This is a genomic window from Micromonospora sp. NPDC005257 (assembly GCF_042872445.1).
Lineage (GTDB): Bacteria > Actinomycetota > Actinomycetes > Mycobacteriales > Micromonosporaceae > Micromonospora.
Map to the genome: position 1 here is coordinate 60,898 of NZ_JBIAKL010000004.1, position 22,008 is coordinate 82,905.

At 70.3% G+C, this 22,008-nt stretch carries 20 protein-coding genes and 2 pseudogenes; 16 read left to right on the forward strand and 6 right to left on the reverse strand.

Annotation, left to right across the window (positions count from 1 at the left end; all coding sequences use genetic code 11):
• Positions 1-22 precede the first annotated feature (22 nt).
• From ACFYO8_RS10000 to ACFYO8_RS10040, 9 genes are all read left to right on the forward strand, one after another.
• Positions 23-754, forward strand: a complete 732-nt coding sequence (locus ACFYO8_RS10000) for a GAF and ANTAR domain-containing protein (RefSeq protein WP_387256960.1) — start codon at positions 23-25, stop codon at positions 752-754.
• 157 nt (positions 755-911) lie between these two features.
• Complete coding sequence (locus ACFYO8_RS10005; protein ID WP_387256961.1) at positions 912-1,697, forward strand: SigB/SigF/SigG family RNA polymerase sigma factor; 786 nt, start codon at positions 912-914, stop codon at positions 1,695-1,697.
• Between the two features lie 289 nt (positions 1,698-1,986).
• Positions 1,987-2,160, forward strand: a complete 174-nt coding sequence (locus tag ACFYO8_RS10010) for a hypothetical protein (RefSeq protein ID WP_387256963.1) — start codon at positions 1,987-1,989, stop codon at positions 2,158-2,160.
• The gene (locus tag ACFYO8_RS10015; RefSeq protein WP_387256964.1) at positions 2,157-3,170 is read left to right on the forward strand and encodes a glycosyltransferase family 4 protein; all 1,014 of its coding nucleotides are present in this window, start codon (positions 2,157-2,159) and stop codon (positions 3,168-3,170) included. Before ACFYO8_RS10010 ends, ACFYO8_RS10015 begins: the two co-directional genes overlap by 4 nt.
• Positions 3,171-3,289: 119 nt before the next feature.
• A complete protein-coding gene (locus ACFYO8_RS10020) occupies positions 3,290-4,426 on the forward strand; it encodes a glycosyltransferase (protein WP_387256966.1) in 1,137 nt (378 codons plus the stop codon).
• 83 nt (positions 4,427-4,509) lie between these two features.
• Entirely contained in the window at positions 4,510-5,475 is a 966-nt protein-coding gene (locus ACFYO8_RS10025; protein ID WP_387256967.1) for a glycosyltransferase, read from the forward strand.
• The gene (locus ACFYO8_RS10030) at positions 5,472-6,968 is read left to right on the forward strand and encodes a glycoside hydrolase family 130 protein (RefSeq protein ID WP_387256968.1); all 1,497 of its coding nucleotides are present in this window, start codon (positions 5,472-5,474) and stop codon (positions 6,966-6,968) included. Before ACFYO8_RS10025 ends, ACFYO8_RS10030 begins: the two co-directional genes overlap by 4 nt.
• 59 nt (positions 6,969-7,027) lie before the next feature.
• The gene (locus tag ACFYO8_RS10035) at positions 7,028-8,158 is read left to right on the forward strand and encodes a fatty acid desaturase family protein (RefSeq protein ID WP_387256970.1); all 1,131 of its coding nucleotides are present in this window, start codon (positions 7,028-7,030) and stop codon (positions 8,156-8,158) included.
• 528 nt (positions 8,159-8,686) lie between these two features.
• Positions 8,687-9,892 carry an IS110 family transposase gene (locus ACFYO8_RS10040; RefSeq protein ID WP_387256971.1) on the forward strand — a complete coding sequence of 402 codons (1,206 nt, stop codon included), beginning with the start codon at positions 8,687-8,689 and terminating at the stop codon, positions 9,890-9,892.
• On the opposite strand, the pseudogene ACFYO8_RS10045 reads toward ACFYO8_RS10040, so the two are convergent.
• The 3 genes and pseudogenes from ACFYO8_RS10045 to ACFYO8_RS10055 all read right to left on the reverse strand — a co-directional run.
• Positions 9,875-10,273, reverse strand: a pseudogene (locus ACFYO8_RS10045) (nucleotidyl transferase AbiEii/AbiGii toxin family protein); the annotation flags it as partial. The gene ACFYO8_RS10040 and the pseudogene ACFYO8_RS10045 sit on opposite strands and share 18 nt — an antisense overlap.
• 2 nt (positions 10,274-10,275) lie before the next feature.
• Positions 10,276-10,842: a hypothetical protein gene (locus ACFYO8_RS10050; RefSeq protein WP_355049061.1), complete on the reverse strand. Its 567-nt coding sequence runs from the start codon at positions 10,840-10,842 to the stop codon at positions 10,276-10,278.
• 94 nt (positions 10,843-10,936) lie between these two features.
• Positions 10,937-13,285, reverse strand: coding sequence for a DEAD/DEAH box helicase family protein (locus ACFYO8_RS10055; RefSeq protein ID WP_387256973.1), 2,349 nt, complete (start codon positions 13,283-13,285; stop codon positions 10,937-10,939).
• A 61-nt stretch (positions 13,286-13,346) separates the two neighbouring features.
• Between ACFYO8_RS10055 and ACFYO8_RS10060 the strand changes: the two genes are divergently transcribed.
• The 3 genes from ACFYO8_RS10060 to ACFYO8_RS10070 all read left to right on the forward strand — a co-directional run bounded on the left by ACFYO8_RS10060 (position 13,347) and on the right by ACFYO8_RS10070 (position 16,382).
• A complete protein-coding gene (locus tag ACFYO8_RS10060; protein ID WP_355049059.1) occupies positions 13,347-13,658 on the forward strand; it encodes a hypothetical protein in 312 nt (103 codons plus the stop codon).
• A gap of 6 nt (positions 13,659-13,664) precedes the next feature.
• A complete protein-coding gene (locus tag ACFYO8_RS10065) occupies positions 13,665-14,813 on the forward strand; it encodes a hypothetical protein (RefSeq protein ID WP_387256975.1) in 1,149 nt (382 codons plus the stop codon).
• A 363-nt stretch (positions 14,814-15,176) separates the two neighbouring features.
• Complete coding sequence (locus tag ACFYO8_RS10070; protein WP_387256976.1) at positions 15,177-16,382, forward strand: IS110 family transposase; 1,206 nt, start codon at positions 15,177-15,179, stop codon at positions 16,380-16,382.
• A gap of 565 nt (positions 16,383-16,947) precedes the next feature.
• Here ACFYO8_RS10070 and ACFYO8_RS10075 read toward each other — a convergent pair.
• Positions 16,948-18,066 carry a HigA family addiction module antitoxin gene (locus ACFYO8_RS10075; RefSeq protein ID WP_387256978.1) on the reverse strand — a complete coding sequence of 373 codons (1,119 nt, stop codon included), beginning with the start codon at positions 18,064-18,066 and terminating at the stop codon, positions 16,948-16,950.
• Complete coding sequence (locus ACFYO8_RS10080; RefSeq protein ID WP_387256979.1) at positions 18,063-18,410, reverse strand: hypothetical protein; 348 nt, start codon at positions 18,408-18,410, stop codon at positions 18,063-18,065. Before ACFYO8_RS10080 ends, ACFYO8_RS10075 begins: the two co-directional genes overlap by 4 nt.
• 166 nt (positions 18,411-18,576) lie before the next feature.
• Between ACFYO8_RS10080 and ACFYO8_RS10085 the strand changes: the two genes are divergently transcribed.
• The 4 genes from ACFYO8_RS10085 to ACFYO8_RS10100 are packed head-to-tail and all read left to right on the forward strand — an operon-like array spanning position 18,577 to position 21,492.
• Complete coding sequence (locus ACFYO8_RS10085; protein ID WP_387256981.1) at positions 18,577-19,035, forward strand: hypothetical protein; 459 nt, start codon at positions 18,577-18,579, stop codon at positions 19,033-19,035.
• A complete protein-coding gene (locus tag ACFYO8_RS10090) occupies positions 19,032-19,523 on the forward strand; it encodes a hypothetical protein (RefSeq protein ID WP_387256982.1) in 492 nt (163 codons plus the stop codon). Before ACFYO8_RS10085 ends, ACFYO8_RS10090 begins: the two co-directional genes overlap by 4 nt.
• A complete protein-coding gene (locus ACFYO8_RS10095; RefSeq protein WP_387256983.1) occupies positions 19,520-20,086 on the forward strand; it encodes a hypothetical protein in 567 nt (188 codons plus the stop codon). The genes ACFYO8_RS10090 and ACFYO8_RS10095 overlap by 4 nt, the downstream gene beginning before the upstream one ends.
• On the forward strand, positions 20,083-21,492 hold the full coding sequence (locus ACFYO8_RS10100) for a hypothetical protein (protein ID WP_387256984.1): 1,410 nt from the start codon (positions 20,083-20,085) through the stop codon (positions 21,490-21,492). Before ACFYO8_RS10095 ends, ACFYO8_RS10100 begins: the two co-directional genes overlap by 4 nt.
• Here ACFYO8_RS10100 and ACFYO8_RS10105 read toward each other — a convergent pair.
• A pseudogene (locus ACFYO8_RS10105) lies at positions 21,471-22,007 on the reverse strand (NAD(P)/FAD-dependent oxidoreductase); the annotation flags it as partial. The gene ACFYO8_RS10100 and the pseudogene ACFYO8_RS10105 overlap by 22 nt on opposite strands.
• Between the last annotated feature and the right edge of the window lies 1 nt (position 22,008).

Here is a 22,008-nt window from a genome sequence, read left to right on the forward strand (position 1 = left end):
ACTGATTGACGAGGTGACTGACATGGCCGAGACCCCGCTGGCCGACGTTTTCGTGGAGATGGCCGACACTCTCGTCGACGACTTCGACGTGATCGAGTTCTTGCACGTGCTGACCGAGAGGTGTGTCGAGCTGCTGGGTGTGTCGGCGGCCGGGCTGCTCCTGACCGACCAGCGGGACACGCTGCAGTTGGTCGCCGCCTCCTCCGAACGCACCCGACTGCTGGAGCTGTTCCAGCTCCAGACCGACCAGGGGCCCTGCCTCGACTGCTTCCGTACCGGCCAACCGGTGTCGGTCGCCGACCTGACCCGGACCACCGCCCGCTGGCCGAGGTTCACCGCCGCCGCGGCCGAGGTCGGCTTCGCCGCGGTGCACGCCCTGCCCATGCGCCTGCGCTCCGAGGTGATCGGCGCGCTGAACCTCTTCGACGTCCGGCCGGGGGCCCTCGACGAGGACAAGCTCCGCATCGGTCAGGCGCTCGCCGGCGTGGCCACCATCGGACTGCTGCAACACCGCGCCATCCACCGACGCGACATCCTCACCGAGCAGCTGCAGACCGCCCTGAACAGCCGTGTCCTGATCGAACAGGCCAAGGGAATCCTCGCCGAACGCCTCCAGGTGGACGTGGGCCAGGCCTTCGCGATCCTGCGCGACGGCGCCCGCAGCCGCAACCGGCGACTGTCCGAGCTGTCCCAGGCGGTCGTCGACGGCTTCGAGCAGTTCGCGCCGGCGTCAGTCACCCACCGGTCCGGCTGACGACCGGTTCGACATCCGGGTGCGACGCCCAGAAACCCGTCCGGGTGCGGTCGGGCAGATGAAGGCGTACGGTGACGATGTCGCCCGGGTCCCCGGTGGCCGCCGGTCTCGCCGCCACCAGCCCGTTAGGGGCGTTGGAACAATGGTCACCTCCACCGTGACATCCACAGCCGTCTCCTCCCCCCCGACGCTGAACCCGGCTACCGGGGACAGCGAACGACTTCTGCGTCGCCGCGCACTCCTGAACGCCGATGATCCCGATCGGGCCCGGCTGCGGAACCGGATCATCGAGGCGAACCTGCCGATGGCGGGTCGACTGGCCCGCCGGTACACCGGTCGCGGGGAGTCCTACGACGACCTGGCACAGGTCGGCGCGCTCAGCCTGATCAAGGCCGTCGACGGGTACGACAGCAGTCGGGGCGTGCCGTTCGCCTCCTACGCCGTCCCGACCATCCTCGGCGGCATCCGGAAGCACTTCCGCGACACGGCCTGGGCCATCCGGGTCCCGCGTGCGGCCCAGGAACTGGGTGCCCAGGTGCCCGAGGCCCGGGGCAGGCTGGCGCAGCAACGCGGTCGCCAACCGACGGATCGAGAGCTCGCCGACGACCTGGAGGTGACCGTCGCCCAACTCGGGGCCGCCGTCGCCGCCCTCGGTGCCTACCGCCTGGCGTCGCTGAGCGAACCGCGGCCCGGTGCCGACGGCACCGACCGCCGGGCGCTCAGCGGCGCCGCCGACGCGGGATACACGGCCGTGGACGATCAGCTCACCCTCGGGCTGCTCCTCGCGGCTCTTCCCCCACGCGAACGCCGGATCCTGACCATGCGGTTCTACGGTGATCTGACCCAGGCGGAGATCGCCGCCCGGGTCGGGCTGTCCCAGATGCACGTCTCCCGGCTGCTGAGCCGTTCGCTGGCCCAACTGAGAGCCGGGATGCTCCGCTGACCATTCGCCGGCCGGACCGCTCAAGCAGTCAGGCCGATTCGTCGAGAGCACCAGGAGACGATGACGTGGTCGTTCGTCCGATCGCCGCTACCGGGTCGTCGCCGCCGGTCAGCGGGACATCCACCCCCTCGACCTCCGAAGGGCGGGTCAGGCGGGCCCTTGACGGCCGCGCGCTCCGCCTGCGGGTGTTCCTCCTGGTAGCCGTTCTGCTCCTGCCCCTGGTGCTCGTCACGACGTTCGCCGACCGCTGACCACGACCGTCCCGAACGACTGATCGAGGGGATAGACGATGAGGATCGCCAGACACCGGATCGTTGCCGCGCTGCGCGAGCGCGGACAGCAGACCAGAGCCGAGTGGATCGAGCGGGAGCTGCCGGAGCGGGTGGACTCCGCCAAACACGTGGGGCTGCTCGCCACCCTGCGTCTCGACCCGGCCGACCTCGCCGACGCGCCGTCCCCGTGAGGGTTGCCCTGCTCGGTCCGGTCGCCTGGCGCACACCGCCCCACCACTACGGTCCCTGGGAGCAGGTGACCGGTCTGCTCGCCGAAGGGTTGGTCAACCGCGGCGTGGACGTGACCCTCTTCGCGACGCTGGACTCCGCCACCTCGGCCACCCTCGACGGCGTGTGCCCCCGGGGGTACGCCGACAACCCGAGCATGGACGGGCGGGTGTGGGAGGCGATGCACGTCTCCCACACGATGGCCCGCTCCGGAGAGTTCGACCTGGTGCACAGCCACCTCGACTGGCTGCCGCTGGCCTTCGCCGAGCACTGCCGCGCGCCGCTGCTCACCACCGTGCACGGCTTCTCCGGCGCGGGGATCCTCCCCGCGTACGCCCGGGCCCGCTCGTCCTACGTGTCGATCTCCGACGCCGACCGGAGCGCCGAACTCGACTACGTCGCCACGGTGCACCACGGCGTCGACCCCGCCGGGCTGCCGTTCACCCGCGACGCCGGTCCGGGACTGGCCGCCTTCGGCCGCATTCATCCCGACAAGGGCACCCACACCGCCATCGAGATCGCCCGCCGCGCCGGCCGGCCGCTGACCATCTGCGGCATCGTGCAGGACGAGCGGTACTTCGCCGAACAGGTGGCCCCGCACATCGACGGCGACCAGGTCGTCTTCCTCGGCTCGGTCGGCCCGCACCGCCGTGCCGAGGTGCTGGGCGCGAGCACCGCGCTGCTGCACCCGATCGCCTTCGACGAGCCGTTCGGGCTGTCGGTGGTGGAGTCGATGGTCTGCGGCACACCCGTCGTGGCGTACTCCCGAGGGTCCATGCCCGAGGTCGTCGACGAAGGGGTGACGGGGTTCCTCGCGCAGACCGTCGAGCAGGCCGTCGACGCCGTCACCCGGGCCGCCGGGCTGGACCGGGCCGCCTGCCGGACCCGGGCCGGGCAGCGCTTCGGCGCGGACCGGATGGTCACCGACTACCTGGCCGTCTACGACCAGCTCACCCGCCGATCGCACCGCTGAAACCGATCAACGCCCACGAACCCGTTCCGCAGGCCACACACGCTGGCCGGCGTGCGCCGACACCGCGTGAGGCCGTCCACGCCCTTTCGAGGCGGCCGACAACCGGAAGGCCCGACACCATGCACAGCTACGGATTCCTCAGCACCCACCCACCGACCCGATGCGGACTGGCCACCTTCAACTCCGCCCTCGCCGTCCAGCTGACCGCCGACGGTACGCGCGGCGGCATCGTCCGGGTCACCGACCGCGGCGACGACCTGCGGGCCGGACCCGGGGTCGTGCACACCTGGTCGAGCCGTACCCAGGCCGGCTGGCGGGACGCCGCGGCGGCTCTGAACACCTTCGACGTGGCCGTCGTCCAACACGAGTACGGCATCTACCCCGGCGCCGACGGCGAGGACGTCCTGCCGCTGCTGCGCCGGCTCACCGTGCCGAGCATCGTGGTCCTGCACACCGTGCTCCGCCAACCCTCCGCCCGGCAGAAGTCCCTGCTGGAGCAGATCGTCACCGCCGCCGGAGCGGTCGTCACGATGACTGACACGGCACGTGACCGGCTGCTCGTCGGCTACACCGTACGTCCGGACAAGGTGACGGTCATCCCGCACGGCGCCGCCGACCATGTCCGGGTACCCGCCGACCGGCGGACCCGCCCACACCTGCTCACCTGGGGACTCATCGGGCCCAGCAAGGGCATCGAGTGGTCCTTGCGGGCCCTCGCACGGTTGCAGGACCTCGAACCGACCCCCACCTACACCGTCGCCGGCCGGACCCACCCCAAGGTGATCGAGCACCACGGGGAGGCGTACCGGGCGGGACTGCACCGGCTCGGCGCGCAGCTGGGCATCGCCCACGCCGTGGACTACCAGGACGTCTACCACGACCAGCCCGCCCTCGGCCGGCTGATCCGCTCCGCCGACGTGGTCGTCCTGCCCTACGACTCCCGCGAACAGGTCACCTCGGGGGTGCTCATCGAGGCGGTGGCCGCCGGGGTACCCGTCGTCGCCACGGCCTTCCCGCACGCCGTCGAGCTGCTCACCGGCGGCCCCGGTCTGGTCGTACCCCATCAGGACCCGGCGGCGCTGGCCGACGCGATCCGGCGGATCCTGACCGAACCGGGCCTGGGCGCGCGGCTGGCCGGCCGGGTCCGGCCGCTGGCCGCGGACCTGCGCTGGCCGGCGGTGGCGGCCCGCTACGGCGCGCTCGCCGAGCGGCTCGTCGCGGCCCGTCAGCCCGCGGTGAGCGCGGCGTCGGCGTGACCGCGACCACCGGTCTGTCCAGCCGGCCCGGCAGCGGCCGCCGACATCCGACGCCCCGGCCAAGCTTCGCCCACCTGAGCCGGATGAGTGACGACACCGGGCTGTTCGAGCACGCCCGGCACGCCATCGTCCGGCGTGAGCACGGCTACTGCACCGACGACGTCGCCCGCGGCCTGGTCGTCACCAGCCGCGAGCCGGAGCCCACCGAGGAGGTGCTCCGGCTCGCCGAGCGCTACCTCGCCTTCCTGACCCACGCCCAGGACGTCGGCGGCGCCTTCCGCAACCGCCTCGGTCACGACCGGCGATGGACCGACGAGCCTAGGCTCGGCGACTGGTGGGGACGGGCGCTGTGGGGGCTGGGCACCGCCGCGGCCCGTAGCCCCGCGCCCTGGATCAGGGAGGAGGCGCTGGTCGCCTTCGGTCGGGGCGCCACCAGACGCGCCCTGACCCCGCACGCGATGGCCTTCGCCGGGCTCGGCGCGGTCGAGGTGCTGCGTCGCCACCCGGCCCACGCCGCCGCGGCCGCACTGCTGGCGGACGCGGCCAACACGATCGGCGCCCCCGGAGCCGACCCGCTCTGGCCCTGGCCACAGCCACGGCTGACCTATGCCAACGCGGCCCTCGCGGAGGTCGTCATCGCCGCCAGCCAACTGCGCCACGACGGCCCGTCCCTCGACGACGGCCTGCGGATGCTGACCTGGCTGCGCGACGTCCAACTGCGCGACGGGCACCTGGCGGTCGTACCCGCCGGCGGTTGGGAACGCGGTGCGCCGCGGCGCAGCCACGACCAGCAGCCGATCGAGGTCGCCGCGTTCGCCGACGCCTGCGCCACGGCCGCCGACGTCACCGGCGACCCCGGCTGGGAGGTCGGGGTGCGGCAGGCGGTGGGGTGGTTCCTGGGTGAGAACGACGTCGGCACGCGGATGTGGGATCCGGCGACCGGCGGCGGCTACGACGGGCTGACCGCGCACGGACCCAACCTCAACCAGGGCGCCGAATCCACCCTCGCGCTGATCTCCACCCTCCAGCACGCCCGGCGGTGGTCGTGACCGGGACCCTGGCCGTCCGGCACGGCGTGACCCTCGCCCCGGAGCCACGCCGGGTCGTCGTCAAACTCTTCGTCCCGGGCGAGGACGCCGCCCTGGTACGCAGCCGCGCGGCGGCGCTCATCACCCGCGTCGCGCACCTCGACGACGAGGAGACCGGCCGGCTGCTGCGGGACACCTTCGACCGCTTCGGCACCCGGCACCGCGACCTGGACGGCACCTTCCAACACCACTACGACCTCGTCCGGCACCGCATCGCCCGGGCCCGCGACCTACCTTCCACCACCCGGCTCCTGATCGGCGCCTACTTCAGCCACGAGTACGCGGTCGAGGCCGCCGCGCTGTGCAACCCGTCGATGGTGATCCACCCGGACCAGGGCGGTCTGGACGCCGGGCAGCTGCGGGTCGCGATCAGCCTGCGCCAGATCGGCGAGGGACACCTGTCGTCCATCGGCTTCGCCTCCGCGGTCCTCGGACCCGGACGCCGACTCGCCGTCGCCGACCGGTCCGGCCCGCCGGTCATCGGGCAGCGGATTGCCATACGACACCGCCGGGACCTCCTCGCCGCCGGCCTGTCCGAGGTGGACTGCGACAACGAGATCACCGCCACCGTGCTGGACGCCCTGCCCGAGCGGTACGACGAGGCCACCTTCGAGCGGGTGCTCGGCGATCTGCCAACGGACCTGCTCTCCCGCAGCACCGGGCCGGACACCCTCGAACACGTACGCCGCACCAACGCCGCCAGTTACGCCACGACCTTCCCCACCGACTCCGCCCTGCACCAACGGGTGCTCTGGCCGGCCGTTCCGGCGGAGAGCAACGGCATGGAGGACGCCCGGTTCGTCAGGTTCACCAACGAGTCCGGACCCGTCTACCGGGCCACCTACACCGCCTACGACGGACGGCACATCGCCACCCGCGCGCTGGCCAGCAGCGACCTGCGCCACTTCGGGAGCACCCCGATGCGCGGGCCGGGCGTCCGCAACAAGGGCGTTGCGCTCTTCCCCCGTACCGTCGGCGGCCGGCACCTCGCCCTGTGCCGCGCCGACGGCGAGACCATCGGCCTGACCCGCCTGGACGGTGCGAACCGGTGGCAGGAACCGGTGCCCCTGCACGCCCCACGGGACGCCTGGGAGCTGATCCAGGTGGGCAACTGCGGATCCCCCATCGAAACCGACGCCGGCTGGCTCGTGCTCACCCACGGCGTCGGACCGATGCGCCGGTACGCCATCGGCGCGCTCCTGCTCGACCTGCACCGACCGGAACGGGTCCTCGCGCGGCTCCCCGGCGCGCTCCTGTCACCCGACGAGGCCGACCGGGACGGATACGTACCCAACGTCGTCTACTCCTGCGGCGGCCTGGTCCACGCCGGCGAGCTGTGGTTTCCGTACGGGGCCAGCGACGCCCGGGTCGGTTTCGCCACGGTGTCGGTGGCCGCGCTCATCGGGGCGATGGTGCGATCGCCGTACCGCCCTGCCGCGCAGGCGGCGGAGTAGGCTGGGGGCGTTCGCCCCGGACCCCGGCGACGCGTTGAGCGTCCATGCCGGGAGGATCCATGAGCACCATCGACCAGACCATCGGAGCGGCGCCGCCGGGGTCGCAGCGCCGTCACGGCAGCGACTACGCCGAACTGTTGAGTCGGGTGCGCCAGGCGGGTCTGCTGGAGCGGCGCCCGACCTACTACCTGGTCCTGATCGCCGTCAACGCCGTGCTGGTCGCCGAGGGCTGGACGATCTTCGTTCTGGCGGGGGACTCGTGGTGGCAACTGGTCACCGCCGCGTACCTCGCCGTGGTCTTCACCCAGAGCGGTTTCCTCGGCCACGACGCCGGCCACCGGCAGATCTTCCGGTCCCGCCGCGCCAACCACCTGGTCGGGCTGGTGTACGGCAACCTGGCCATCGGGCTCGCTTTCGGCTGGTGGGTCGACAAGCACCACCGCCATCACGCCCACCCCAACACCGAGGGCCGCGACCCCGACATCGCGGGCGAAGCTCTCGCGTTCACCAGGGCGCAGGCCGACCGGCGGCGCGGTGCGGGACGGCTGCTCGCCCGCCACCAGCGGCTCCTGTTCTTCCCGATGTTGCTGCTCGAAGGCGTGGCCCTGCACGTGGCCAGCGTCCGTGCGTTGTCCCGGTCCACCTACCGGGGGCGTGGCCGGGAGGCGCTGCTGCTCGGGCTGCACGCCGCCGCATACCTCACCGCGGTCTTCGTGGTGCTGTCCCCGCTGCGCGCGGTGGCCTTCGTCGTCGTGCAGCAGGGCCTCTTCGGGCTGTACCTGGGCTGCGCCTTCGCCCCCAACCACAAGGGCATGCCGATCCTCGGTGCGGACGACGAGGTGGACTTCCTCCGCCGCCAGGTCCTCACCTCCCGCAACGTCCGCGGCAACCGGCTGGTCGATCTTCTGCTCGGCGGCCTGAACCACCAGATCGAACACCACCTGTTCCCCAGCATGCCCCGCGCCGCACTGCGCCACGCCCGGCCGATCGTCCGCGCCTTCTGCCGCGAGCACGACCTGCCCTACGTCGAAACCGGCCTGCTCGACTCGTATCGCCAGGCGCTGCGCCACCTGCACCGCGTGGGGCGCAACGCCCGGCCGGCCGGAGAATCCGCGTCACCCGTCGAGCCGACCGGACCGACGGGACCGGCGGCGCGGCTGCGCGAAATGCAGAACGTCGATCTTCGATGACGTGCGCGTCATCGGCCCGGGGGGTCGAGTAGGACGACAGCGCCGGGTGCCCTTACGCCCAGCCATGCCGACGTTCTTCCGCGCACGGGCTGAGGGGTGTCACCCAGCTTCCCACTCAGGGTCACCTCGCCCCCGGGTCGGACCGGCTACCGCAGAGCACGGACTCGCTGCTGGGCCCGGCCGCGATCGCCAAAGGGCGGGTGAGGTCCTCAGGCCGCCGCGGCGTACCGGCGTGACGCCCCGACAGCCGACGCCGACGGCAGCAGACTCCAGGAGTCCGTCCGGACCCGCAACCAGACATCGAATTGTGTCGTTTGCTGATGTGGGCCCGGAGGGTCGGGTGACTGTCTGGGTGTGTGCCGCCGATGTCATGGCCAGCTAGGAGTGGGACGCCCCGGCCCTCGCTGATGACCGCTGTATCAGCACTGGATGGAGACTTGCGACCGATCGCCCTTTCCGAAGTTGTGGCTACTGAACCGCGGCGGGTCCACGCCCCATGACCAGCACGAGCGAGAAGGGTGATGCCCGATGGGCAGCCTGTGGGCCGGCGTCGACGTCGGCAAGACCCACCACCACGTGTGCGTCGTCGACGACGACGGCACCGTGGTGATGTCCGAGAAGATCCCCAACGATCAACAATTCATCTCCGGCATCGCCGGGCGGCTCGGCAAGCGCCGCAAGCCGATCCGCTGGGCCGTCGACCTACGAGGCGGACCCGCGGCGCTGCTGCTGGCGGTCCTGTTCGATCGAGGTGCGGACGTGCGCTACGTCAGCGGCACGGTCACCTCACGGATGGCGGAGGCATTTCACGGTGAGCGCAAGACCGATGCCCACGACGCCTACGTCATCGCCCAGACCCTGCGCATGCGCGGCGACCTTCCGACCCTCACCGTGGCCGACGGGGTGCAGCAGCAGTTGAAGCTGCTCGTCTCTCGCCGCCTTGACCTGGTCGCCGACCGGGTCCGCATCACCGCCCGCATCCAGGACCTGCTCACCATGATCAGCCCCGCCCTGGAGAAGGCACTCAACCTGAGTAGCAAAGGTGCTCTGCGGCTCCTCGCGCAGTGGCAGACCCCTGCCGGCCTGCGCCGTGCCGGCGAAGCCCGCATCCTGGCCTACCTGCGCCAGCACGGCGTGCGGGCAGCCAAGGCCCTCACTGCCAAAGTCCTCACCGCCGCGCGCACGCAGACCGTCGCCGTCGCCGGGGAGGCCACCGCGGCCGGGATCATCGCTCAGATGGCCACCGACCTGGAAGCGGTCAACGACCGCATCGTCGCCATCGAGGAAACCATCGCCGGCATCGTCGCCGAGCATGAGCTGGGGGAGATCATCACCAGCCTGCCCGGCATCGGAACCACCCTCGCCGCCGAGTTCCTCGCCCACGCCGGCACCCTGACCACCTACCCCAGTGCCGCGGCGCTCGCCGCGCACGCCGGGCTCGCGCCGATCTCCCGCGACTCAGGCCGTCGGCAAGGTCACCAGGTTCGGCCGCACCGCTACCACCGCGGGCTACGCCGGGTGTTCAGCATGTCCAGCTTCACCGCCCTGACCCACTGCCCACGATCCCGCGCCTACTACGACAAAAAGAGAGCTGAAGGAAGGACCCACCGCCAAGCCACCGCCGCCCTGTCCAGACAACGCCTCAACGTCCTCTGGGCCTGCATCCGCGACAAGACCCCCTACCAGCCCAAACAACCAAGATCAGCAGAGATGGCGTTGTGCGAACTCGCGTAGAGACTCCATCTTGTTCGCGACCGCGTCGTCGGGGTGCAGTACCGGTCCGATCGCCATGAGGATCGGTTCGTTGGCACGCCAGTCCACGCCGAGCTCGACCTTGGAAGCCCGCACACCGTCGGTGACGGCCAGCCGGGCGAAGGTGTCGTACTGCCGCTCGGTCTCGACGGTCAGGCCGTCGCCGCGGTAGGCGTGCACGACGGCGACGACCGCGGCGGTGAACTCGTCGCGACGGTCCCACGCGGTGAACAGGTCAACGTCCTCACTGGGCCGCTCGACAAGCCCGGCGGCCTGAACCGCGTAACCGCCGGCCAGCGCGAAGCCGTAGCGATCGGCCGCCGCGAGCCCGGTGCGGGCGAGGCGTTCGTGGAAGGGGTCCACCGCTACGCCGCGTCGCTGCGGGTGGCGGCGAGTTCGGGGAAGGCTTCCTCCCAGCGCTGGCGGAGCCGGGGTGGCAGCCAGAGGGTGGGCCAGAGCCGCCGGAGGAGGCCGGCATCGAGCCAGGCGTGCAGATCCTCGACCGTGCTGGCTTCGGTGAGCACTACCTTGTACATGCTGGCCAGGCGTGCGGGCCGGTTCAGGTCGTACTCGGCGTGCCCGGACCAGTCGAGGTGACGCGGAAGCGTCACCATGCCCTTGGTGGGGCCGTGCAGCGCGGCGAGGGTTTCGGCGATCACATAAGGCTTCCGGTCGCCGTAGGGCTGGTAGTCCGCTGGTGGCTGGGGTGATGTCCTGCGCCGGTTGATGTTTGTCGCCCGCCGGACTTCCGGTCGGAGTGCCTGACGGATCGTTTCCCGGCTGTATCCGGTGACCCGCTGCAGATCCACCGGCCGCCACCCGGCCGCGTGGAACGCCCGCAGCTGCTCGTCCCGCTCGGTCAACGCGGCGGCCCGCGTCGCCTCATACCGGGAGACAACCGCCTGCAACTCATCCTCGGAGAACCGGCCCATGACCGCTAGCCTACCAGGCTAGGCCCAGCGCGCTTGGCTTACGTCATGTCTCTGTAGCCGGCGGACCAGTCATGATGATCGCGATGGGATGCGTTCATGTCCTGGTGAAGCCGAGTGTCCGGTATCCGGGCATGCGGCGTGGGAGTGAGGCGGCGAGGATGGGGGTGGCTGGGTCGTGGTAGTCGTGGACCTCGGCGACGTCCTTGCCGGGTGCGGCGCGGATGACGCGGCCGGCGCACTGGACGAGTAGGCCGTCGTAGGAGATCGGGCCGGCGAGGAAGAGGGTGTCGAGGGCTGGGGCGTCGAAGCCTTCACCGATGAACGGTGTGGTGCCGATGACGAGCAGGCCGTCGCCGGTCTTGGCGCCGTCGAGCCGGTGAACGATGGTCCGCCGTTCGTTGGTGCTCATCGCGCCTTGGAGCACGAGCGCCTGGTGTCCGCGTGCGGCGAGCAGAGCGGTGAGTGCCCCGACCTGGGCGACCCGTCGGGTCAGGACGAGACAGTTGCGACCGCGGGTCAGGGCTACGGCGACATCTTCGGCGATCTGGGTGTTGCGGGGCTCGTCGAGGGCCAGTCGCCGGTGTACCTCGGCGAGCGCGCCGGGGGCGTCAAGGTCGACGTCGCCGGGCTGGAAGATGGTCTCGTGGATGAACAGCGCTCGACGGGGTCCGGCGTCGGTGTACATCGCTGCCGCGAGAGTGCCTTGTTCCTCGTCGGTCAGGGTGTGCCGGACGGGTCCGAGTTGCCAGGTGACGAGTTGGCCGAGGCCGTCGCGTCGGGTGGGGGTGGCGGTGAGACCGAGCCAGAACTGCGCGGCGATCCGTTTGACCGAGTGTTCGTACGCGGCGGCGCCGAGGTGGTGGCATTCGTCGACGATGACGTGCCCGTACCCCTGAGTCAGGGCGGCGACGTCGTCGCGCCGCGCCAGGGAGGGCAGCAGCGCGATGTCCACCGTGCCCGTGAGCTTGCGTCGGCCGCCACCGAGTTGCCCCGGCCTCAATCCGAGGAACTGTTGGATCCGGGTGCGCCACTGGTCAGCGAGGGCTTTGCGGTCGACGAGGACGAGGGTGGAGGTGTTGCGTTCGGCGATCACGGCGCAGGCCATGACGGTCTTGCCGGAGCCCGGTGGGGCGACCAGGATCCCGTCGTCGTGGGCGAGAAGTGCGCCGACCGCGTTGGCCTGCCTGCTGGTGAGTTCGGCGGTGAACGCGGCGTCGATCTCGGTCCCGGGGTTTCGTGCGTCCGTGACGGCCAGCCGGGATCCGGCGCGCTCGACGATCGTGGCGATGGTGTGCCGCAGGCCCCGCGGGAGGACCAAGCGGTCATCGAGGGTGAGGTCGTAGCCCTGGATGAAGCGTGGGGTGTCCCAGGTGGACTTGTGGAGTCGCTGCAGCTCGTAGAACTTCGGGTTGGCCATGGCGGCGGCGTGCTTGAACGTCGCCAGCGCGGCGGGGGTGAGTTGTCTGGCGTCGATGCTCAGCCCGGCGCCTACCTCCGCGTGGACCACCGGAGGGAGCGGAGGGTGGACCTGGGTCGCGGCGGACCGGCTCATCGTGGCGACGTCGGCACCGGTGGCGGCTTGCTTGGCCTGCCGGGCGACGTGTTCGGCGTCGCCGGGGCTGAGCCGGTCCAGCGTCGACAGGAACGCCCACTGGTCCGCGTGCGGCTCGAGGGTGCCGAGGTCGAGAAACGTGGTCAGCCCGTCCTTGCGGCGGCGGCCCTGCAGCGGTGCGGCGATGAGGTTGCCGAAGCCACCCTCGGGCAGGACGTCCTGGTTGGGAAAGAGACGGTCGTACGACCGCAGGTCCATCGACCCGCGCAGCACCATCGCCTCGCGCAGCAGGACCGTGCCGACGGCGCGCGCGGTGGCCGCGGGAACAGCGCCGGTGAAGAAGATCCACACGTGGGCGCCGCGGCCTGACTGGGAGATCTCCATCGCGGCGGGCACCGCGCTGGCTCGTGCCGCTTTCACGTAGGCGAGGGCGTCGAGCATCGCCGTCGGCCCGTCGAAGTCGGCCACGACGAAATGACAGGTGTTGCCGGGCATCAGCGGGTACAGGCCCATGAACACGTCGCCGACCAGATGCGCCGCGACGACCTCCGTCGTCCGGTGCAGGTAGGCGGCACCCCGCCGGTCCATACCCTTACGCCAACCGCCCGCGACCGCGGGCATCCAACCGGCGGCACCGGTACGGACGTTGTCCCACCGCACGGCGTACACGTCGGCCCGTGCCCGGAACCGGTCGACGAACATCGCCAGCTTGTCCCGAGTCGGCGAAGCCATGGTGACCAGCCCCGGCGGCTCAACCGGCGCGGACAACTGCTCCGGCGCCGCAGACGTGTCCTGGCCGCGCAGCTCCAGCAGACGCGCCAGCCGGGCGTTCTCCGCCCGTAACCGCTCCACCTCCCGCCGAAGATCGACGAACTCGGCTACCGAACCCATGCCGACCATCCTCGCGCATCAGGCTCCGGGCACCGCGAGACCGGTCCGCTATCCTTCGCCGATGGCATCGAAGGGCAACGCCACGCTGCAGGCGATGATCGAGGAAGCCACCGTCGACGCGTACGGCGACGACGAGCAGCTCACCGGCCTGTTCGCCATGATCAAGGAGCATCTGGCGGTGCCGTTCACCACCACCGTCCTCGGCGTCGAGGTCACCGTGCGGAAGGTCGACCTGACCGCTGACAGCATCGTCGCGGTCTGCGCCCGAGGTCGCCACCGGCAGAGGATCGACCTCCTTGATCTGCCGCTACCCACCCCCGCGCCGGACGGCGCCGGTTGGATCGACGTCTATCGGCACTGGGCCGGAAGGTAGGCCACGATGAGCGAGTACCAGTACTACGAATTCATCGCCGTCGACCGGCCCCTCACCGGCCGGGAGCGGGCCGAGCTGCGGTCGCTGTCGACCCGGGCCGACATCACCGCCACCAGCTTCGTCAACACCTACGAGTGGGGCAACTTCAAGGGCAACCCCCGCACGCTGATGGAACGGTACTTCGACGCCCACCTGTACCTGGCCAACTGGGGAACCCACCAGCTCATGCTGCGGCTACCGAAACACCTGCTCGACCCCGCAACCGTCGCCCATTACTGCCAGGGCGACAGCGCGTCCGTGTGGACCGCCGGCGAGCACATCATCATCGACCTCCACGACGACGAGGACGGCACCGACGAGTGGGACCTCGACGGCCACGGTCTGCTCACCTCGATCATCCCGGTCCGGGCCCGCCTCGCCGCCGGCGACCTGCGCCTGCTCTACCTGGCCTGGCTGCGCTGCGTACAGTCCGAGGAGATCGCCGACGACGAGCCCGAACCGCCCGTCCCCGCCGGACTGGGCACCCTCGACGCGCCCCTCACCGCTGTCGCCGAGTTCCTACGCATCGACTCTGATCTGATCGCGGTTGCGGCGGCCGGGTCAGCGCCAGCCGCCGCCGGTGAACCGACCGCTGCGCAACTACGCACCTGGGTCGTCGGGCTGCCCGCTCGGGACAAGGACGCCATCCTGACCGACCTGATCACCGGCGGCGACAACCACCTACGCAGCCGACTGTTGCGCCGCTACCGCGACGCACACCCCACCGACGCGGCCACCCCGACGGCCGCCCGCACCGCCGGGGGACTACTCGCCACCGCCGCGAAGTTGCGCGCCGAACGGGAACGACGGGACGCCGACCAGCGCGAACGCGAGCGGGTTCGCCGGGAACGGTCCGCCGCAGCCGCCCGGCAACGACACCTCGACGCTCTCGCGGTCGACCAAACCGCCGCATGGCAGCGGGTTGACGAACTCATCGCCACGAAGAAACCCCGCGAGTACGACACCGCAGTTCAGCTCCTCGTCGACCTACGCGATCTCGGCGAACGCGACGGAGACAGCACATCGTTCCGACAGCGGCTGGCCGAGCTACGGGCGGTGCACGCCCGCAAGCCCAGCCTGCTCGAACGCCTCAACCTCGCCGGCCTCGACACCTGACGCACGGTTCGCGGCCCGGTGACCCTCGCCAGAGTGTGGGAAGGTCGTGAGGCCACCGCGGCGTATCGGGGACGCTCCGGACAGCCGACGCCAATGGCAGGAGGCTCCGGGCGTTCGCCCGGACCCGCAACCAGACATCGAACCGTGTCGTTCACGAGGGTGGACCCGGAGGGCCGGGTGACTGTCTGGGTGTGTGCTGCCGATGTCATGGCCAGCTAGGAGTGGGACGCCCCGGCCCTCGCTGACAACCGCTGTATCAGCACTGGATGGAGACTTGCGACCGATCGCCCTTTCCGAAGTTGTGGCTACTGAACCGCGGCGGGTCCACGCCCCTGACCAGACAACCGAAAAGGGTGATGCCCGATGGGCAGCCTGTGGGCCGGCGTCGACGTCGGCAAGACCCACCACCACGTGTGCGTCGTCGACGACGACGGCACCGTAGTTCTGTCCGAGAAGATCCCCAACGACCAGCAGGCCATCTCCGGCATCGTCGGGCGGCTCGGCAAACGACGCAAGCCGATCCGCTGGGCCGTCGACCTCCGCGGCGGACCGGCGTCACTGCTGCTGGCGGTCCTGTTCGATCGGGGTGCGGACGTTCGCTACGTCAGCGGCACCGTCACCTCACGGATGGCGGAGGCGTTCCACGGTGAGCGCAAGACCGATGCCCACGACGCCTACGTCATCGCCCAGACCCTGCGCATGCGCGGCGATCTACCGACCCTCACCTTGGCCGACAGGGTGCAGCAGCAGTTGAAGCTGCTCGTCTCTCGCCGCCTCGACCTGGTCGCCGACCGGGTCCGCATCACCGCCCGCATCCAGGACCTCTTGACCATGGTCAGCCCGGCCCTGGAGAAGACGCTCAACCTGCGCAGCAAGGGCGCTCTGCGGCTCCTCGCGCAGTGGCAGACCCCCGCCGGACTGCGCCGCGCCGGTGAGGACCGCATCCTGGCCTACCTACGCCAGCACGGCGTGCGGGCAGCCAAGGCCCTCACCGCCAAAGTCCTCACCGCCGCTCGGGCACAGACCGTCGCCGTCGCCGGGGAGGCCACCGCAGGCGGGATCCTGGCGCAGATGGCCACCGACCTGGAAGCGGTCAGCGACCGCATCACCGCCATCGAGGAAACCATCGCAGGTATCGTCGCCGAGCACGAGCTGGGAGAGATCATCACCAGCCTGCCCGGCATCGGAACCACCCTCGCCGCCGAGTTCCTCGCCCACGCCGGCACCCTGACCACCTACCCCAGCGCCGCGGCACTCGCCGCGCACGCCGGGCTCGCGCCGATCTCCCGCGACTCGGGGCGCCGCCAGGGTCATCAGGTTCGGCCCCACCGCTACCACCGCGGGCTACGCCGGGTGTTCAGCATGTCCAGCTTCACCGCCCTGACCCACTGCCCACGATCCCGCGCCTACTACGACAAGAAACGAGCCGAAGGAAGGACCCACCGCCAAGCCACCGCCGCCCTGTCCAGACAACGCCTCAACGTCCTCTGGGCCTGCATCCGCGACAAGACTCCCTACCAGCCCAAACAACCAAGATCAGCAGAGGTGGCACTGTGCGAACTCGCGTAGAGACTCCCTGGGCTGGGAGAACGGCGGCCCGGGAACGTGGGTGAACGTGGGCCACTCCCTGCCACCCCAGGTGAACCCCCAGGTCGCTAGACTAGGCCCTCGCGCCCTCGTAGCTCAGGGGATAGAGCATCGGTTTCCTAAGACGACGCTCTATCTGTACCCATTGGCTGATGACCTGCGGGTTCCTATTCTGTTTTCACAATAATGGGTCGCACGCGCCCGTTGCTGTGCTCGCTTGCTGAAGATCAGCAGGGCGGGCGTAAGTCCTGCTCAGGCCATGCTTCGGTCGGTTCGACGCGTCCTTGCCAAATTTCGCGAAGTTGCCGCGCCGCGTCAGTCTACGGTGTCGCAAGTGCTTGGGCCGGCAGCGTTGCACGCTTGGCTGCGCGTGCCGGGTAGTGATGACCGGCCCAGGCGACTCGTCCGATGAGGTATTGGGGGAAGTCGGGGTGGGCGGTCCGGTTCTGCACGGCGAGGCCGGTTCGCAGCCGCCTCGGGTGGGTACTGGTGACCGCCCAGCCCGTTTGAGGACGCGGGAGCCGAATCTTGCGGGTTGCACCTACGTCTACGGCCGACTCGGGTGCGTCGCTGCGGCTTCGAGGGCTCGTATGTCGTCCTCGCTCATGGTCGTGCGCAGCCTGCCGAAGGTTCTCCAGTCTCCGGTGAGGTTGCCGTATCGCCCGGCAACGCTGGGTACGCCCACACCGAGTTCGGCAGCGATGAGGATGAGGTCTTGGTGGCTACGAGCTCGAACGATTCGCTCACTCGCATCACCGGGAAAGAGTAGGCCGGATGCGAACTCGTTGGCTTCGCTCTCTGCCGGGTCGTCGAGGTCGATAGGTTCCAGGTCGAGGTAGCTTTCCCGGCGCGGATGCAGGACGACGTGTCCGACCTCGTGCATGAGGTTGAACCAGAAGTTGTCGGGGCGTTTGTGTCGTGCAGTGATGCCGATAGCTGGCCGGTCTCCGGTTATCCACCATGTGGCGGCGCAGACGCGGGTGCCTTGAATTTCGCGGACGAAGGTAAGCGCGACGCCGGCTTCGGCGAGTGCCGCCCGCGCGGCGATGAAGCCGTTCGTGACGGTCATGGTGGTGAGTTTTGGTAGCGCCTTGGCGGCCTTGCGAAGGAGTCGCGGGTTGAACGGCGCAACGGGCACGGCGTCGGCGGAGAGCTCGACGAGCCTTAACCACACGGCGGTGTTCGGTTCGTCGATGGTGAATGCCTGACTGCGCCGGAACGAAACGGACGGCCGCACCCAGGTCCGTTCGTACGCGGCGGGTGTGGCGACTTGGAAGAACTTGAGGAGCTTGTCCACCACCGTGGTGTCCGAGTCGGCCGGCTTGAGGATGCCGTGCCGTTCGAGGGTCGGTCGGTCGAATTTAGCCGCCCAGTCGCGGTAGGAGTCGAGTGCGGCAGCGGCCTTGTGGCGGCTCTCGTGCTCCTGGTACTTGGCTTCCGCCCGGATCCAGAAGTCGGCGGGCGTGCCGAGCGCTCGCTCGAGGAGGATGGCGACGTCCGGACTGATCCCGACCGACTTCTTGATGATCTGGTTGATGTGCTTGGCGGACAAGCCGGTGCGTCCGGCAAGCTCGGACTGGCGCAGGCCCCGCTCTTCGAGCACCTCGGCCAACAGCTCACCCGGATGCATGCACCAGTCGGGCGTGAACTCGGTGATGTCGCTCATCGAGCGGCCTCCGCGAGCGCGGCCACGTGAATCTGCTGGACTTCCAGGCGGACGACCTCCTGCGGGTGATCGTGCGCAGAGGGCACCTCGCTGCCGTCCTCACGCAGACCTCGCGCGACGAGGCTAACCCGGCGGTACCTCAGGACCAGCGCCGACCGGGTCGCCGGAGAGGCCGCCAACGCGATCAGGCCGAGCGCGAGGACGTCGGCCAGCGTCGGCGCCGCCGTGTGCAGGACCTGCAGCAAGGTCATGACCTCGCGGGCTGCGTCACGCCAGGTCTCCACGAGCAGAGCGTGGACGCAGAGGGCCTGCGAGAGGTCAGGGTCGGCCACCGTCACGAGCACCGCCCGAATATATCCCGCAGCCGGTGACTGGCAAGCGGCGGAGGCACCCCGCCATCCTGCCAAAAATCTTTACCTTGTGCGCGACTTTTATCTCCGGTATCTTCGCCTCCAGGCGAGTCGGGCTTAACCGACTCGACCATATCCGCACAGTCAGTAGGGAGTTGCCATGCGTGTTCACGTGTATGCCGCCGGGGCCGGAGCTGCCCAGACGCAGGAGGTCGAGCCGGATCTCCGCCTCAGCGACCTTCTCGGCCTGGAGGAGGACGAGAAGGTGTTCCTGGTTGATGACGAGTCCGAGCTGGACGTGACGGCGAGCGTCGAGGGGGCCCTGGGGGGCCGGCCGGGGCATCTGGCCAAGACCACCTGCCGCGAGATCGCGGTGACCGTTGGCTACGCCGGTGTCGACAAGGTGGTGAAGGTCCACCCCTCCACCCGGCTGCGGCGCGTCCGCAAGCGGGCCATCGAGGTGTTCGAGATCAGTGCGGCCGACGCCGCGGACCTGGTGCTGCGGGTCCCGGGCGGCACCGAGGACCTTGACCTGAACGCCCCGGTCACCACGATCGTCCCGAAGCGCACCTGCAGCGCCATGGTCGACCTGGTCCACACGGTCCGGCCGCAGGGATGACGGCGGCGCTCGAGCCCGGCGTCGACCCGAACCTGCGACGTCTGCGCCGGCACCTGCAGGCCGCTGACATCGAGGCCGGTGTCGACGCTGGGTCCTGGCGCGTCGTCGACCTCACCTGGCCGTTCCTGACGGTGATCATCGCGGTCGGCGAGGACGCGGAGCTGGGCATGCGACTCGACGTCCAGGACTATCCGCTCCAGGCGCCGGCGGGGCAGCCCTGGGACATCAACACGGACACGCCGCTTCCCATGGCCGAGTGGCCGGTCTCCGGCCGCAACCCGGAGATCTTTCGCCCGGACTGGTCGCCGGATAACAACAACGCGCCGTACCTGGCCTGCGACCGAGTCGGGATCACGAGTCATTCGAACTGGGCCAGCGAGCGCCCGGAGCGGTGCTGGAACGCGAACCGCACGATCGGGTTCTACCTGCGGGAGCTGCACCGGGAGCTGTCTTGCGCGACGATGCCCCAGAAGGGCGTTGACCGGTGACCGCCCGTCTGACGATCGAACCTGACCTCTTCGACGTCCTGCTCGCCGGGCTCGCCGAGCGGGGGCAGGGACACCGCGAGAGCGGCGCGTTCCTGCTCACCGACCGGGCCCACCCGGAGGAGGAGCTGCTCCAGCCGGTCACGGCGATCGCGTTTTACGACGACCTCGATCCGGACTGCCTGACCGGCCGGATCGACTTCCACGCCGCCGGCTACACCGCTCTGCAGGACCTCTGCCGCCGTGACAGGCTGCGCGTGGTTGGCGACATCCACACCCACCCGGCCCACCGGGTACAGCAGAGCCGGGTCGACGCCGCGCATCCCATGGTCGCCCGGGACGGCCACGTCGCGCTGATCGTCCCGCACTTCGCGGCCGACGTCACCGACGTGTCCCAGCTCGGGGTCCACCTGCGTGTGAACGGCGACTGGGTCTCCTTCTACGGAGAACAAGCCGCCGAGCTCCTGCTCGTGCCCGAATCGCGCTTGGCTGCTGTACGTACACCGTGGTGGCGCCGGCTGCTGTCCTGCTTCCGCTTCCGCCAGCAGCGTCAGGAGACACGATGACCACCTCGATCACCGACATCTTCAACCGCACCGCCCTGCTGGCGGTGCACGAGGGAACGCAGGCGACCGTCGACGCGGCGCTCGACGCGCACGTCGCGACTGGACTGGCCATCGTCGCGGACAGCGCGGCCTCGGACGTGCGTAGCCAGGCCGCGTTGTGCACGGCCGTCGCGACGGCGGTTCGCGCGTTCGGCCAGGTCATCGTGATCACCGACGGCCATCGGCCACTGGCCGCCGGACCGCACCGCGGGTACAGCATCGCGGACATGATCGACCAGGAAGGCGCCCGGCACGCCGATGACCTGACCGACGTCCCGCCGGACTGGCCGGTCCTCTATCTCGGCGACGCTACGCTGCCGGCACCCGACGGCGGGGTCCGGCTTCGGGCCGGATGGAGCGGCTGGACCGCTCACGTCCACCCGGCCGACACCCGGGCCGGCCACGCTGTCGAGGGCAACGTCCTGGCCGCCATCGCCGCCGGGGCACTCGGTGTGCACGAGGCCTTCGGCGCGATCCGCAACCGCCCGGGCAGCGACGCCGGCTGGCGCACCATCATCGTCAACCTCTGGCAGCCGGGGACCGGCACCGACGGGCCCGAGCTGACCCACGCACCGGCAGCCTGGTGGATCGTCGGCCTCGGTCACCTCGGCCAGGCCTACGCCTGGGTGATGTCCTGGCTCACCTACACCGACCCGCCCCGGGTCGAGATCGTCCTGCAAGACACCCAGCGAGTCGTGGACGCCAACCACAGCACCGGGCTCCTCACCCCCGTGAAGCCGGACCCGGTCCGCAAGACCCGTCTCGCCGCGGCAGTCCTCGATCGGGCCGGTTACAACGTCGTCATCCTCGACCGGCGACTCGATCACACCAGCCGCGTCCTGACCGAAGACCACCATGTCGCGCTGCTCGGCGTCGACAGCCTCGACCCCCGCAGGCTCATCTCCGAGGTCGGCTGGAAGCTCGCCATAGACGCCGGACTCGGCGTCGGACCGGCCGACTTCAACGCCCTGCTCCTGCGCCGATTCCCCGCTCAGGTCCCCAGCGACCAGGTCCTCGGTTGGAAGGAGGGCGTTCCCCAGCAACGGCGTGCTGCCACGGCCGCCCTCGCCGACCTGGAGCAACGCGATCCCTGCGGATCCGTCCAACTCGCCGGAACCGCCGTCGGCGCCGCCTTCGTCGGCGTCGTCACCGCATGCCTCGCAGCCGCCCAAGGCGCCCGCGCCACCTTGTCCGGAGACGGCTTCGACGTGATCAACCTGCACCTGCAAGCCAACGACGTCGATCTCGCACCGGCAACCCGCGAGGTCGATGTGATCGGCGGCCGCCTCTTGCCCGAAGGTGACCAACGCCCGGCCATCTCAGGGACGGCGGCGGGTGAAGGGAGTCAGGACAGGGTGGCGAGGTAGCGCTCGGCGTCCAGGGCGGCGGCGCAGCCGGTATCGGCTGCGGTGATGGCCTGGCGGGTAGGCGTGCCCGACGAGGTCACCGGCGGCGAACACGCCGGGCAGGTTGGTGCGGGTGCCCGGGCAGTCGATGGTGACGTAGCGGTCGTCGTCGAGGGTGACCAGGCCACGGAACAGGTCGCTGCGGGAGTCGTGGCCGATGGCGACGAACACGCCGGTGACGTCCAGGACCCGGGGTCTGGCCGGTGTTGGACGTCCCGCAGCCGGGCTCCGGCGACGGCACCGTCGTGGCCGAGGATCTCCTCGACGACGCTGTTCCGTACCACCCGGATGTTGTCGTTGCTCAGCGCCCGGTCGGCCACGCTGCGGCTGGCCCGGAAGGTGTCGCGGCGGTGGATGACCGTGACGCTGCGGGCGAAGCGGGCCAGGAAGGTGGCTTCCTCCACGGCGATGTTGCCGCCGTGGAGGACGGCGATGTCCTGGCCGCGGAAAAAGAACCCGTCGCAGGTGGCGCAGGAC